The organism is Teichococcus deserti (assembly GCF_001982615.1).
Taxonomy (GTDB): domain Bacteria; phylum Pseudomonadota; class Alphaproteobacteria; order Acetobacterales; family Acetobacteraceae; genus Pseudoroseomonas; species Pseudoroseomonas deserti.
Genome location: NZ_MLCO01000115.1, coordinates 1 through 12,764 on the forward strand (window position 1 = coordinate 1; position 12,764 = coordinate 12,764).

At 72.8% G+C, this 12,764-nt stretch carries 12 protein-coding genes; 7 read left to right on the forward strand and 5 right to left on the reverse strand.

What is annotated here, in order from left to right:
- The 3 genes from BKE38_RS13560 to mutL all read left to right on the forward strand — a co-directional run.
- Positions 1–760: M16 family metallopeptidase (locus tag BKE38_RS13560; protein ID WP_131829589.1), on the forward strand; the 760-nt coding region annotated here is incomplete at its 5' end.
- Between the two features lie 92 nt (positions 761–852).
- Positions 853–2,517 (forward strand): glucose-6-phosphate isomerase, encoded by a 1,665-nt coding sequence (gene pgi / locus BKE38_RS13565; protein WP_076957845.1) that lies wholly within the window; start codon positions 853–855, stop codon positions 2,515–2,517.
- Positions 2,518–2,572: 55 nt separating this feature from the next.
- Positions 2,573–4,453 (forward strand): DNA mismatch repair endonuclease MutL, encoded by a 1,881-nt coding sequence (mutL, locus tag BKE38_RS13570; protein WP_076957846.1) that lies wholly within the window; start codon positions 2,573–2,575, stop codon positions 4,451–4,453.
- 57 nt (positions 4,454–4,510) lie between these two features.
- Here mutL and pheT read toward each other — a convergent pair whose 3' ends face one another.
- The 4 genes from pheT to rpmI all read right to left on the reverse strand — a co-directional run bounded on the left by pheT (position 4,511) and on the right by rpmI (position 8,818).
- Positions 4,511–7,006: a phenylalanine--tRNA ligase subunit beta gene (pheT, locus tag BKE38_RS13575; RefSeq protein WP_076957847.1), complete on the reverse strand. Its 2,496-nt coding sequence runs from the start codon at positions 7,004–7,006 to the stop codon at positions 4,511–4,513.
- Between the two features lie 6 nt (positions 7,007–7,012).
- Positions 7,013–8,095: a phenylalanine--tRNA ligase subunit alpha gene (pheS, locus tag BKE38_RS13580; RefSeq protein WP_076957848.1), complete on the reverse strand. Its 1,083-nt coding sequence runs from the start codon at positions 8,093–8,095 to the stop codon at positions 7,013–7,015.
- A 131-nt stretch (positions 8,096–8,226) separates the two neighbouring features.
- Positions 8,227–8,598: a 50S ribosomal protein L20 gene (rplT, locus tag BKE38_RS13585; protein WP_076957849.1), complete on the reverse strand. Its 372-nt coding sequence runs from the start codon at positions 8,596–8,598 to the stop codon at positions 8,227–8,229.
- Positions 8,599–8,611: 13 nt separating this feature from the next.
- Positions 8,612–8,818 carry a 50S ribosomal protein L35 gene (rpmI, locus tag BKE38_RS13590; protein ID WP_076957850.1) on the reverse strand — a complete coding sequence of 69 codons (207 nt, stop codon included), beginning with the start codon at positions 8,816–8,818 and terminating at the stop codon, positions 8,612–8,614.
- A 462-nt stretch (positions 8,819–9,280) separates the two neighbouring features.
- Here rpmI and BKE38_RS33260 point away from each other — a divergent pair, with 462 nt between their 5' ends.
- Entirely contained in the window at positions 9,281–9,733 is a 453-nt protein-coding gene (locus tag BKE38_RS33260) for a PadR family transcriptional regulator (protein WP_242662343.1), read from the forward strand.
- Here BKE38_RS33260 and BKE38_RS13600 read toward each other — a convergent pair.
- On the reverse strand, positions 9,730–10,326 hold the full coding sequence (locus tag BKE38_RS13600) for a 3'-5' exonuclease family protein (RefSeq protein ID WP_076957851.1): 597 nt from the start codon (positions 10,324–10,326) through the stop codon (positions 9,730–9,732). The genes BKE38_RS33260 and BKE38_RS13600 overlap by 4 nt on opposite strands.
- Positions 10,327–10,466: 140 nt before the next feature.
- Between BKE38_RS13600 and dapF the strand changes: the two genes are divergently transcribed.
- The 3 genes from dapF to BKE38_RS13615 form a co-directional block, all read left to right on the forward strand.
- The gene (gene dapF, locus BKE38_RS13605) at positions 10,467–11,306 is read left to right on the forward strand and encodes a diaminopimelate epimerase (protein WP_076957852.1); all 840 of its coding nucleotides are present in this window, start codon (positions 10,467–10,469) and stop codon (positions 11,304–11,306) included.
- Positions 11,303–12,559 (forward strand): tRNA (N(6)-L-threonylcarbamoyladenosine(37)-C(2))-methylthiotransferase MtaB, encoded by a 1,257-nt coding sequence (gene mtaB, locus BKE38_RS13610; RefSeq protein WP_076957853.1) that lies wholly within the window; start codon positions 11,303–11,305, stop codon positions 12,557–12,559. The genes dapF and mtaB overlap by 4 nt, the downstream gene beginning before the upstream one ends.
- Positions 12,560–12,764 (forward strand): hypothetical protein (locus BKE38_RS13615; protein ID WP_207553564.1); only part of this gene is annotated, 205 nt, incomplete at its 3' end.

Consider the following 12,764-nt stretch of genomic DNA (forward strand, 5'->3'; position numbering starts at 1 on the left):
GGAAAGCCTGGCCCGCATCACCGTCGAGCAGATGCGCGCGGCGCTCGCCCGCCAGCTGCATCGCGGCCCGGGCCTGCTGATCGCCGTCTCCGGCGCCATCTCGGCCGCCGAGCTGGCCGCGCTGCTGCCCCGGCTGTTCGACGGGCTGGCCGAGGGCGCGGCGCCGGCCGCCCCGCCGCTGCCCGCCATGACCGGCTTCGGCACTGCGGTGGTGCCGGTCGCCGCCCCGCAATCGACCATCATCTTCGGCCAGCCGGGCCTCGCCGTGCGCGATCCGGGCTGGGAGACGGCGCAGGTGGTGCTGCGCATCCTCTCCGGCGGCGGCTTCACCGCGCGGCTGACCAAGAGCCTGCGCGAGGCGCGCGGGCTCACCTATGGCATCGGCGCCGGCCTCGACAGCATCTTCGGCGAGAGCGTGCTGATCGGCCATTTCGCCACCGCCAATGCCCGGGTCGGCGAGGCGCTGACCCTGCTGCGCAGCGAATGGCGCCGCATGGCCGCCGATGGCCCCACGGCCGAGGAGATGGAGGAGGCGGTCGCCTATCTCACCGGCAGCCAGCCGCTGCAATTCACCGACAGCCGCCGGATCGCCGCCACCCTGCTGGCGATGCGGCGCAACGACCGGCCGCTCGACTGGCTGGAGAAGCGCCCGGCGCGGCTGGCCGCCATCGGCCGCGACGCGGCGGCGCAACTCGCTGGCCGGTTGCTCGTTCCCGATCAGCTTTCCGTGACGGTGGCCGGGCAGCCCGAGGGTCTCTGACCCCGGGACGACGCCCCCGGCCGGGCGGCATTTGACAGGCTTCGGCGAGGCTCTAGCCTGCCAGCCGCACCGACCGGGGAAAGAGACCAGTTATGACGCTGACCGTGCGCGAGGCTGCCTGGGCCCGGATCGCAGAGCTGGCGGGCCGCCCCGGCGCCGGCGCGATCCGCGCCCTGTTCGAGGCCGATCCGCAGCGTTTCGAGCGCTTCCACCGCCAGGCGGTGGGCATCCTGCTCGACTTCTCCAAGACCTCGGTGGATGCGGCGGCCCTCGAGGGGCTGCTCGGCCTGGCCCAGGCCTGCGACGTGCTGCCGCGGCGCGACGCCATGGCCGCCGGCGAGGAGATCAACACCACCGAGCGGCGCGCCGTGCTGCACATGGCGCTGCGCGCGCCGCGCGGCGCCGGCTATCGCGCCCGCCTGCCCAGCGGCGAGACGGAGGACGCCTCGGCCTCGGTCGACGAGACGCTGGCGGCGATGAAGCGCTTCACCCGCGCCATCCATCGCGGCGAGATCCGCGGCGCCACCGGCGAGACCTTCACCGACGTCATCAATATCGGCATCGGCGGCTCCGATCTCGGCCCCTACATGATCGGCCGGGCGCTGTGGAACGCCCGCTCGCCGATGCGGCCGCTGTATCTGGCCAATGCCGATGCGCACAACTGGGAGGCGATCCGGCCGCGGCTGAACCCGCACCGCACCCTGGTGCTGATCGCCTCGAAGACCTTCACCACCGCCGAGACCATGGCCAATGCCCGCATCGTGCGCGGCTGGCTGGAGCAGAATCTGGGCGAGGTCGGCGCCCGCCGCCACCTGGTGGCGCTGTCCACCAACCAGGAGGCGACGGCGGCCTTCGGCGTGGCGCCTGAGCGGGTCTTCGGCTTCCATGACTGGGTCGGCGGCCGCTTCTCGCTGTGGTCGGCGATCGGGCTGTCGATCGCGCTGTCCTGCGGCTGGACCGCCTTCTCGCAGCTGCTGGCCGGCGCGCGCGCCATGGACGAGCATTTCCTGACCGCGCCCCCCGAGCAGAACCTGCCGCTGCTGCTGGCGCTGCTGACGGTCTGGCATGTCAACGGCCTCGGCCTGCGCAGCCAGGCGATCCTGCCCTATGACCACCGCCTGTCGCGCTTCCCCGCCCACCTGCAGCAGCTGGAGATGGAGAGCCTCGGCAAGAGCGTGACGCTGGAGGGCCATCCGGTCGGCCGCGAGACCGGGCCGGTGATCTTCGGCGAGCCCGGCACCAACGCGCAGCATTCCTTCATGCAGCTGCTGCACCAGGGCACCACCCCGGTGCCGGCGGATTTCGTGCTGGTGGCCAATCCGGACCATCCCTTCGCCGAGAACCACCGGCTGCTGCTGTCCAACGGGCTGGCCCAGGCCGAGGCGCTGCTGCGTGGCCGCACACCGGCCGAGGTCGAGGCCGAGATGGCCAAGGCCGGCACCGCGCCTGAGGAGATCGCCCGCCTGCTGCCGCACCGCCTGTTCCCCGGCGACCGGCCGAGCACGACGCTGCTGCTCGACAAGCTCGACCCGCATTCGCTCGGCGCGCTGGTCGCGCTCTACGAGCACAAGGTCTTCTGCCTGGGCGCGCTCTGGGACATCGACGCCTTCGACCAATGGGGCGTCGAGCTGGGCAAGAAGCTGGCCACCTCGATCCTGCCGGAGCTGGCGCCCGAGGGCACGCCCGGCAACCACGACCCCTCGACCGGAGGCCTGATCGCCCGCATCCGCGAGCTGCAGGCCGCCGCCGAGGAATAGCCGCCCGGCGCCACCTGCCCTGTTTCCAGGGCAGCGGCGGCGCTAGATTGGGGTGATGGACCGCATCCGCCTGCTCTCCGCCACCACCGCCGACCGCATCGCGGCCGGCGAGGTGGTCGAGCGCCCCGCCGCCGCCGTGAAGGAACTGGTGGAGAACGCGCTGGATGCCGGGGCCACGCGCATCGCCGTCAGCCTCGAAGGCGGCGGCGTCTCGCGCATCCTGGTGATCGATGACGGCCATGGCATGGGCCCGTCGGACCTGGCCCTCTGCGTCGAGCGCCATGCCACCTCCAAGCTGCCGGAAGAGGCGGCGCTGTTCCGCATCGCGACGCTGGGCTTCCGCGGCGAGGCGCTGCCCTCGATCGGCGCGGTGGCGCGGCTGTCCATCACCAGCCGCCCGCCCGACGGCGAGGCCTGGCGGATCGAGATCGAAGGCGGGGCGAAGGCGGCGCCGCGCCCGGCCTCCGGCGCGACGGGCACGCGGATCGAGGTGCGCGACCTGTTCTTCGCCACCCCCGCCCGCCGCAAGTTCCTGAAATCCCCAGCCACCGAATCCGGCCATGCGCTGGAGGCGGTGAAGCGCCTGGCGCTGGCCTGGCCGCAGGTCGGCTTCCAGATGGAGGTGGAGGGGCGCATCGCCCTCAACCTGGCGCCCTCCGACCGGGTCGGGCGGCTGGCCGCCCTGCTGGGGCCGGATTTCGCCGGCGCGCATGTGCCGGTCAGCGGCGAATGGCCCGACCTGCGGCTGGACGGCTTCGCGGCGCTGCCGACCCTGACCCGCGCCACGGCCGCCGAGCAGCATCTGGTGGTCAACCGCCGCCCCGTCCGCGACCCGCTGCTGCGCGCGGCACTGCGGGTCGCCTATCGCGACCTGATCGCGCCGATGCGGCATCCGGTGGCGGCGCTGTTCCTCGAGCTGCCGCCCGAGCTGGTCGACGTCAATGTCCATCCGATGAAGACCGAGCTGCGCTTCCGCGACGCGGCGCAGGTGCGCGGCGCGCTGATTTCCGCCTTGCGCCGCGGGCTGGCCGTCGGCGCCGGCGAGAGTCCCACGGAGGATGAGGCGCCTGCCGCCATCGCCGCCCCAGCGCCGGGGATGCGCGACTGGTCGGTGCCGGGCTGGCGGCCGCCGACCAACGGCTTCGCCCCCGGGCAGCGCTTCGCCAATCCGGGCTTCTATGACGACCGCGCCGAGCGCCCGCTGGGCGGCTTCGCCGAGACGCTGGCGCCGCTGACGCCCCCGCCCGGCCCGGCGCCGCACCAGCCCAGCCTGCACCTGCCGCGCGCCCCCGGCCCGGCGGCGGGGCCGGAGCATCCGCTGCTGGCCCCCACTCCGGTCGGCGAGATTGCCGAAGGTCCGCTCGGCCGCCCGCTGGCCCAGCTGATGGAGACCTATATCCTGGCCGAGGCGCCGGATGGCGGGCTGATCCTGGTCGACCAGCACGCGGCCCACGAACGCCTGACGCACGAGGCCTTCAAGGCGCAGCTGGTCGATGGCGGCGTGCGCAGCCAGCCGCTGCTGCTGCCGGCCGTGGTCGAGCTGCCGGCGCTGCAGGCCGCCCGCCTGCTGGAGCAGGCCGAGACGCTGGCGAGCCTCGGCCTCGAGATCGAGGATTTCGGCGGCAACGCGCTGCTGGTGCGCGCGCTGCCCGCCCTGCTGGGCAATCCCGACCCGGCGCCGCTGCTGCGCGACCTCGCCGCCGAGCTCGCCGAATGGGAGGAGACCACGGCGCTGGAGCGGCGGCTGGACGCGGCGGTGGCGCGGCTGGCCTGCCACGGCTCGATCCGCGCCGGCCGCCGGCTGGGCCCGGCCGAGATGGCCGCCCTGCTGCGCCAGATGGAAGCCACGCCGCGCGCCAATACCTGCAGCCACGGCCGCCCGACCTGGCTGCGCTTCGGCAAAGGCGAGTTCGAGAAGCTGTTCGGGCGCAAATGACGAAAGGGCCGGGAGGCATCACCCCCCGGCCCTTTTTCCATCGGCCCCGTGCCGGGATCAGCCGCGCAGCGTCGCCCCGGTCGCCTTGGTCACCGCGGCGACGATCTTGGCGCCGACCGCCTCGATCTCGGCATCGGTCAGGCTCTTCTCGCGCGGCTGCAGGGTGACCTGCAGGGCCAGCGAGACCTTGCCCTCGGGCAGTTTGTCGCCGGCATAGCGGTCGAACAGCGCGACCTCGGTGATCAGCGCCCGCTCGGCGCCGCGGGCGGCGCGCAGCAGGTTTTCCGCCGGCACCGAGGCATCGACCAGGAAGGCGAAGTCGCGCTGCAGCGGCTGGAAGGAAGGCAGCTCGGGCACCGCCTTCTTGCGCTTCTTCGGCTCGGCCACCGCGTCGAGGAAGACCTCGCAGGCGACGGCGGGGCCCGAGATTCCCATCTCCTCGCGCAGCTTCGGATGGATCTCGCCGAAGATGGCCAGCACCGTCTTCGGCCCCTGGCGCAGCACGCCGGAGCGGCCCGGGTGGTAATAGCCCGGCGCGTCGGTGGTGACGCTGATCGCCGCCGCCGGCACGCCCAGCGCCGCCAGCACCGCCAGCGCATCGCCCTTGGCGTCCATGGCGTCGACGCCGCGCGCGGCCTCGGCCCAATGGCGCGGGGTCTCGCCGGTGCGCAGGCCCACGACGACGCTCAGCTGCCCCTCAGGCGTGATGTCGCGATAGGCGGCGCCCAGCTCGACCAGGCCCAGATCCGAATAGCCGCGCGCCGCGTTGCGCGACGCCGCCTGCAGCAGGCTGGCCAGCGGCGTGGGGCGCATCTGGTCCAGGTCCGCCGCGATCGGGTTCTCGAGGCGCAGCGCGGCCGGCGGCGTCCAGTCGGCGGCCGAGCCCAGCGGCGGGAAGCTGGCCGCCACTTTGCTGTCGAGGAAGCCGAAAGAGACGCAGTCCAGCATGCCGCGCGCCGCCAGCACGCGGCGGGCCAGCGTGGCGCGGGACTGCTTCGGCGTCAGCGAGGCGGGCGGCACCGGGGAGGCCACCGGCAGCGAGACGGCCGGGATGCGGTCCAGCCCCTGGATGCGCAGCACCTCTTCCAGCAGGTCGCATTCCGGCTCGACCAGGGCGCAGCCTTCGGCCGCCCGGGCGGCGCGGCCGGCCTCCAGGGTCGGCGCCTGGGCGAGCTTGCCGGACCCCGCGATATCGTTGCGCCAGCTCGGCACCGCGACGGTGACCTTCTCGGCGTCCTGCGACACCGGCGCGAAGCCCAGCCGCTCCAGGATGCCGACCGCGGTCGCGGCATCCATGTCGCTGCCGCCAAGGCCGGCGATGCGCTCGAAGCGCAGGCTGGCCTGGCGCTGCCAGGCGGGCTCGGCGCCGGCGCTGGAAATCTCGGAGGCCTCGCCGCCGCAGAGCTCGATGATCATCGCCGTCGCCGCTTCCAGCGCGGCGGGCAGCAGCGCCGGGTCGATGCCGCGCTCGAAGCGGGCGCGGGCATCGGAGCGCAGATCGTGCCGCCGGCCGGACAGCGCGATGCGCACCGGGTCGAACAGCGCGCATTCGATGAAGACCTCGCGCGTCGCCTCGTCCGAGCCGGAATGCTCGCCGCCCATGATACCGGCGAGGCTTTCCACCGCCTCGGCATCGGCGATGACCAGGTCCTCGGTGGTGACGGCCACGTCCTTGCCGTTCAGCGCCAGGAAGCTTTCGCCGTCGCGGCCGCGGCGGAGGGACAGCTCGCTGCCCTTCACCTTGGCGACGTCGAAGACGTGCAGCGGCCGGCCAAGGTCATAGGTGAAGAAGTTCGTCACATCGACCAGGGCGTTGATCGGCCGCAGCCCGATCGAGACCAGCCGGTCCTGCAGCCATTTCGGCGACGGCCCGTTGGTGACGCCCCGCACCGCGCGGCCGACCACCCAGGGGCAGCTCTCGGCGTCGTCCAGCACCCAGCGCAGCGGCGAGGGATAGACGCTGGCGACCGGCGCCGGGGCGAAGGGCTTCAGCGTGCCGAGGCCGGCGGCGGCCAGGTCGCGGGCGATGCCGCGGATCGACAGGGCGTCGCCGCGATTGGGCGTCACCGAGATCTCGACCACCGCCTCGTCCAGCCCGGCCCAGCGGGCATAGACCTCGCCCACCGGCGCATCGGCCGGCAGGTCGATGATGCCGTCATGATCCTCGCCGAGGCCGAGCTCGCGGGCGGAGCACATCATGCCCTCGCTCTTCACGCCGCGGATCTCGCCGACCTTCAGCACCATGCCGTTGGCGGGCACCACCGCGCCGGGCAGGCCGAGCACGGCCTTCATGCCCGTCCGCGCATTCGGCGCGCCGCAGACCACCGAGCGGATCACGCCGTCGCCGACATCGACCTGGCAGGCGCGCAGCCGGTCGGCATTCGGGTGCTGCACCGCCTCGATGACATGGGCGATGCGGAAGGGGGCGAGGGCCGCGCCGCGATCCTCGACGCCCTCGACCTCGAGGCCGATGGTGTTCAGCGCCGCGGTGATCTGCTCGAGGCTCGCCTCGGTCTCGAGGTGCTGCTTCAGCCAGCTGAGGGAGAACTTCATGGCTGGTCAGACCCCTTCGGCCAGGGTGGCGGGGGAGAGCACCGGCGCGCCGTAATGGCGCAGCCAGCGGACATCGCTGTCATAGAAGGGGCGCAGGTCGGGGATGCCGTGCTTCAGCATGGTGATGCGCTCGATCCCCATGCCGAAGGCGAAGCCCTGCCACTCGCGCGGGTCGATGCCGCAATTGGCCAGCACCTTCGGATGCACCATGCCGCTGCCCAGGATCTCCAGCCAGTCGCCGCCGCGGCCCAATTCGCCGGTCTTGCGGTTCCAGCCGATATCCACCTCCATCGAGGGCTCGGTGAAGGGGAAGTAGCTGGCGCGGAAGCGGACCGGCAGGTCGCTGATGCCGAAGAAGGCACGCAGGAAGTCGATCAGGCAGCCCTTGAGATGGCCGAGATGGATGCCGCGGTCGATGACCAGCCCCTCCACCTGGTGGAACATCGGGCTGTGCGTCGCGTCATGGTCGGCGCGGTAGGTGCGGCCGGGCACGATGACGCGGATCGGCGGCTCCTGGTTCAGCATGGTGCGGATCTGCACCGGGCTGGTGTGGGTGCGCAGCACGGGGCGGCGGCCATCGGCGCCGGCGGGCACGTAGAAGGTGTCGTGGTCCTGCCGCGCCGGGTGGTGGTCGGGAATGTTCAGCGCGCCGAAATTGAACCAGTCGCCCTCGATGTCCGGACCTTCCGCGACGCCGAAGCCCATGGCGCCGAAGAGGGCGGTCAGCTCCTCCATGGTGCGGGCGATCGGGTGGATGGCGCCGGCCTCGGCCCCGGCCGGCGGGAAGGGGCGCGGCGGCAGGCTGACATCCAGGCGCTCGGCGGCCAGGCGGGCATCGAGGGCGGCGGCGTCGAGCGCCACGCGGCGGGTCTCGATGGCGGCCTCGATGGCGCCCTTCAGCCGGTTGACGGCGGCGCCCCGCTCTTTCCGCTGGTCGGCGGGCACGGCGCCCAGCCCCTTCAGCAGCGCGGTCAGCTGGCCGCTCTTGCCCAGCATGCCCACCCGGACGGCATCCAGCGCGCGGAGATCGGCGCAGGAGGCCAGCGCGGCCTCGGTTTCCGCCTGCAGGGTGGCAAGGTCATCGGTCATCGGTTCGGTCCCGTGCGATGTCGCCGCCCCAGCGGGCGGGCCTTACGAAAAAAGCCGCCGGACGCCAGGGTGACCCCTGGCGGCGGCGGCTCCGTTCTCAGCAGCCCCGCGAGATCGCGGGACGCGGGAGATTACGCCTCGGCCGAAGCCGGCAGCGCCGCCTTGGCCTTCTCGACCAGGGCGCCAAAGGCAGCGGCGTCATCGAAGGCGATGGCGGCCAGGACCTTGCGGTCGAGGTCGATCTGCGCGGCCTTCAGGCCGGCGATGAACTTCGAATAGGTCAGGCCATGCTCGCGGGCGGCAGCGTTGATGCGCTGGATCCACAGGCCGCGGAACTCGCGCTTCTTAACGCGACGGTCGCGATAGGCATACTGGAGGGCCTTCTCGACGCGCTCGAGCGCGGGGCGATAGGCCTTGGAAGACCGGCCGACATAGCCCTTGGCGAGCTTGAGGACCTTCTTGTGACGGGCGTGGGCGGTAACGCCGCGCTTAACACGAGCCATACTGCGCTACTCCTTACCGATCCAGCCCGTAGGGCAGCCACTGCATGACGGTCAGGCCGTCCTGGTGGCGCAGCACCTGCGAACCGCGGTTCTGGCGCTTGGCCTTCTGGCTGCGGGCGGAGAGGCAGTGGCGCTTCTTGCCCGGACCGGCGAGCACCTTGCCCGTCGCCGTGATCTTGAAGCGCTTCTTCGCGCTCGACTTCGTCTTCATCTTGGGCATTTCGATCTCCTGGTCATCGGGTCCCCCGCCTTGCGGCAGGGGCGAAACCGCGGCCGGGCATGCCCTACAGGCCCGGACGCGCGGGAAGAGGCGGGGGTATAGCCAGACTCTCCCGGGGGAACAAGGGGAATGCAACGGCAGGGCTGGCCTGCGCGCCGCAACGAGATATATCTTGAATTGAGATATATCGCGATCTATATCGGGTTCATGCACAACGGCATCGAGGGCGCGTCCGGCGCCCATGGCCGGGAGGGCCCGCATCGCGGGCGCCGCCACGGCCATCACCCCCATCATCATCACCACTGCCGCCACCGCCATGACGGCGAGCGCTTCTGGTCGCCGGAAGGCCATCGCCGCGGCGGCGGCCACGGGCGCGGCGATGGCCACGGCCGGGGCGAAGGCCATGGTCGCGAAGGCCATGGACGCGAAGGCCATGGACGCGAAGGCCGGCGCGGCGGCCGCATGTTCGACCATGGCGAGCTGCGGCTGCTGGCGCTCGCCATGCTGGCCGAGGCGCCGCGCCACGGCTACGAGCTGATCAAGGCGATCGAGGAGCGGATGGGCGGCAGCTACAGCCCGAGTCCCGGCGTCATCTACCCGCTGCTCGCCTGGCTGGAGGATATGGGTTTCGCCACCGTCGAGGCCTCCACCGGCCCCCGCAAGCGCTACGCCCTGACGCCCGAGGGCCAGGAATTCCTGGCCGGCAACCGCGCCGCGGCCGAGGCGCTCTTCGCCCGCATCGGCGGCGCCTCCCCCCGTGGCCGCGAGGGCGTGCCCGACCCGGTGATCCGCGCCATGGAGAACCTGAAGCTCGCCCTGCGGCTGAAGCTGCGGTCCGGCCCGGTCGAGGCCGAGGTGGCGGAGGCGATCGCCGCGGCGCTGGATGCCGCGGCGCAGGCGGTGGAGAAGGCCTAGGCTCCGGCGCCGGCCAGCGCCGGCCGGCGGGCCAGCAGCCGCTGCAGCAGGGCGGCATAGCCCAGCGCGTCGTCCAGCGCGCAATGGGTATGGGCATGCCCGCCGAACCACTCTTCGGGGTAGGGCTTCTTCATCGCCTGGCCGATCTCGAGCCCGAGCACACCGGCGGCCAGGGTCGGGATGTCGAGGGCGGCATCCAGGAAGATGCGTTCGCCGTCATAGGGGCCCTTCATCAGCCGGTGGCCGGTGAAGCGGCGCAGGTACCAGTCGATCCAATAGCCGTCGAAGGCGACCGGATGCCCGGCGAAGGCCGGCATCTCCGGCAGGGCGCGCAGCCAGTCGACGAAGCGCGCCATGGCCTCGGCCGCCGGCAGCGGGTCGCGCGTGGCGGCGGCCCAGGCCTCGGGCTCGGTCGCCCACCAGGCCATGGTGCGCGGCTCGGCGGCGGCGCCCGGCAGCGGCATCAGGTTGACGGCGAAGCGGGCCAGCGGCGCGCCCTGCGCCCGGCAGGCCACCGCGCCGAAGCTCAGCAGCGAATGGCTGCCCGGGTTCGGCCCGTCCGTCTCGATGTCAACGACAACATACAGCGTCATCCGCCTCTCCGCCGGCTGGGGCCGCCAGTCTGCGGAGAAAACGGCGCCGGCGCAAAGCGGGGCTGCGCGGCGGACGCGCCTCCCCCCCTTTATAGAGCCCCCCCTTTATAGAGACAGCGCAACGGGGCATATGGCGAGGCATGGTCCCCTTCCGGAAGATGCACGGCCTGGGCAACGACTTCGTCGTGGTCGATGCCCGCCCCGCCCCGCTGCCGCTGACGCCCGCCCGCATCGCGCTGCTGGCGGACCGCCATCGCGGCATCGGCTGCGACCAGTTCATCACGCTCGAGCCCGGCGAGGGCGCGGCCGACGTCTTCATGCGCATCCACAACCCGGACGGCTCCGAGGCCGGCGCCTGCGGCAATGCCACCCGCTGCGTCGCCAGCCTGGTGATGGCCGAGACCGGGCGCGACCGCGTCGTGGTGCGCACCATCAGCGGCGACCTGCCCAGCGAGTTTCTTCCGGATGGCACCGTGCGGGTGGACATGGGCGCGCCACGGCTGGGTTGGCAGGAGGTGCCGCTGGCGGAGGCCATGGACACCACCGAGCTGCCGCTGAGCCTCGGGCCCTTCTCGACGCCCTCGGCCTGCTCGATGGGCAATCCGCATGCGACCTTCTTCGTGGACGACCTGGACACCGCGCCCTGGCAGGAATTCGGCCGGCAGCTGGAGCACCACCCGCTGTTCCCCGACCGCGCCAATATCGGCTTCGCCCAGGTGATCGACCCCGACCATATCCGCCTGGCGGTGTGGGAGCGCGGCGCCGGCCCGACGCTGGCCTGCGGCTCCGGCGCCTGCGCCACGCTGGTCAACGCGCATCGCCGGGGCCTCGCCGGCCGCCGCGCCCGCATCGACCTGCCGGGCGGCACGCTGCAGCTGGAATGGCGGCTCGACGGCCATGTGCTGATGGCGGGGCCGGTCGCCACCGCCTTCACCGGCGAGCTCGATCCGCTGGCCGGCGCGGCGGCCGCCGCGGGATGACCGGCGGCGACAGCCTCCAGGTCCTGACCTTCGGCTGCCGGCTGAACGCCTATGAAAGCGCCGCCATGCGCGACCTGGCCGAGCAGGCCGGGCAGCGAACAGCCATCCTGGTCAATACCTGCGCCGTCACCGCCGAGGCCGAGCAGCAGGCGCGCAAGGCCATCCGCCGCGCCGCGCGGGAAAACCCCGGCCGGCCGATCCTGGTCACCGGCTGCGCCGCGCAGATCTCCCCCGATTCCTGGGCGTCCTTGCCGGGCGTCACCCGGGTCATCGGCAATGCCGACAAGCTGAAGCCCGAGGCCTGGGCGCCGGACGCCCCCCTCGCCCCGGTCACCGACATCATGGCGGCGACCGAGACCGCGGCGCATCTCGTCACCGACTTCGCCGGCCGGGCGCGGGCCTTCGTCCAGGTGCAGCAGGGCTGTGACCACCGCTGCACCTTCTGCGTCATCCCCTATGGCCGCGGCCCCTCGCGCTCGGTGCCGATCGGCGCGGTGGTGCAGCAGGTGCGCGCCCTGGTCGAGGCCGGCTATCGCGAGGTGGTGCTGACCGGCGTCGACATCACCAGCTACGGCCCCGACCTGCCGGGCCAGCCGAGCCTCGGGCAGATGGTCCGCCGCCTGCTGGCCCTGGTGCCGGAGCTGCCGCGGCTGCGGCTGTCCTCGATCGACCCGGCCGCCATCGACGACGGCCTCTGGCGCCTGCTGGAGACCGAGCCGCGGCTGATGCCGCATCTGCACCTGTCGCTGCAGCACGGCGCCGATCTGATGCTGAAGCGGATGAAGCGCCGCCATGGCCGCGCGGAGGCGCTGGCCTGCGCCCGCCGCGCCCGCGCGCTGCGCCCCGGCATCGCGCTGGGCGCCGACCTGATCGCCGGCTTCCCGACCGAGACCGAGGCGCATTTCTCCGACATGCTCGACCTGGTCGAGGAGGCGGAGCTCAGCTTCCTGCACGTCTTCCCTTATTCCGAGCGTCCCGGCACCCCCGCCGCGCGCATGCCGCAGCTGCCGGTGCCGCTGCGCCGGGAGCGTGCGGCCCGGCTGCGCGCCGCGGGTGCGGCCGCCGCGCAACGCTTCTACGACGCCCGGCTGGGCCAGGAGGAAACCGTGCTGCTGGAACGCGGCCATCGCGGCCATACCGAGCATTTCTGTCCGGTCCGCCTGTCCCCTTCTTTCGACTATGAGGTCGGCGCCCTGGCGCGGCTGCGGGTCACCGCCGCCGGTCCCGATGGCCTGACGGTGGAGGCCCCCTGAATGGCGCTGCGCAATCTCTGGGCCCGGCTGACGGGTCGCGACAAGGACAAGGCGGCCGAGGCCGAGCTCGACCAGCTCGGCGGCGGCATTCCCCCGGCCGAATCGGAAACCCCGGCGGCCGAGGAGCATCCGGCCGCCGCGGTGCCGGAGCAGCACGCGCTGCACCCCGAGCCGGAGCGCCCGGCGCCGGAGGAGGAGCCTGCCC

Excerpts from the sequence above, each read along its gene's own strand:
- mutL (WP_076957846.1), top strand. The coding sequence starts at position 2,573 with ATGGACCGCATCCGCCTGCTCTCCGCCACCACCGCCGACCGCATCGCG.
- BKE38_RS33260 (WP_242662343.1), top strand. The coding sequence starts at position 9,281 with ATGTTCGACCATGGCGAGCTGCGGCTGCTGGCGCTCGCCATGCTGGCC.
- mtaB (WP_076957853.1), top strand. The coding sequence starts at position 11,303 with ATGACCGGCGGCGACAGCCTCCAGGTCCTGACCTTCGGCTGCCGGCTG.
- pheT (WP_076957847.1), bottom strand. The coding sequence starts at position 7,006 with ATGAAGTTCTCCCTCAGCTGGCTGAAGCAGCACCTCGAGACCGAGGCG.
- dapF (WP_076957852.1), top strand. The coding sequence starts at position 10,467 with ATGGTCCCCTTCCGGAAGATGCACGGCCTGGGCAACGACTTCGTCGTG.
- BKE38_RS13600 (WP_076957851.1), bottom strand. The coding sequence starts at position 10,326 with ATGACGCTGTATGTTGTCGTTGACATCGAGACGGACGGGCCGAACCCG.
- pgi (WP_076957845.1), top strand. The coding sequence starts at position 853 with ATGACGCTGACCGTGCGCGAGGCTGCCTGGGCCCGGATCGCAGAGCTG.
- pheS (WP_076957848.1), bottom strand. The coding sequence starts at position 8,095 with ATGACCGATGACCTTGCCACCCTGCAGGCGGAAACCGAGGCCGCGCTG.
- rplT (WP_076957849.1), bottom strand. The coding sequence starts at position 8,598 with ATGGCTCGTGTTAAGCGCGGCGTTACCGCCCACGCCCGTCACAAGAAG.
- rpmI (WP_076957850.1), bottom strand. The coding sequence starts at position 8,818 with ATGCCCAAGATGAAGACGAAGTCGAGCGCGAAGAAGCGCTTCAAGATC.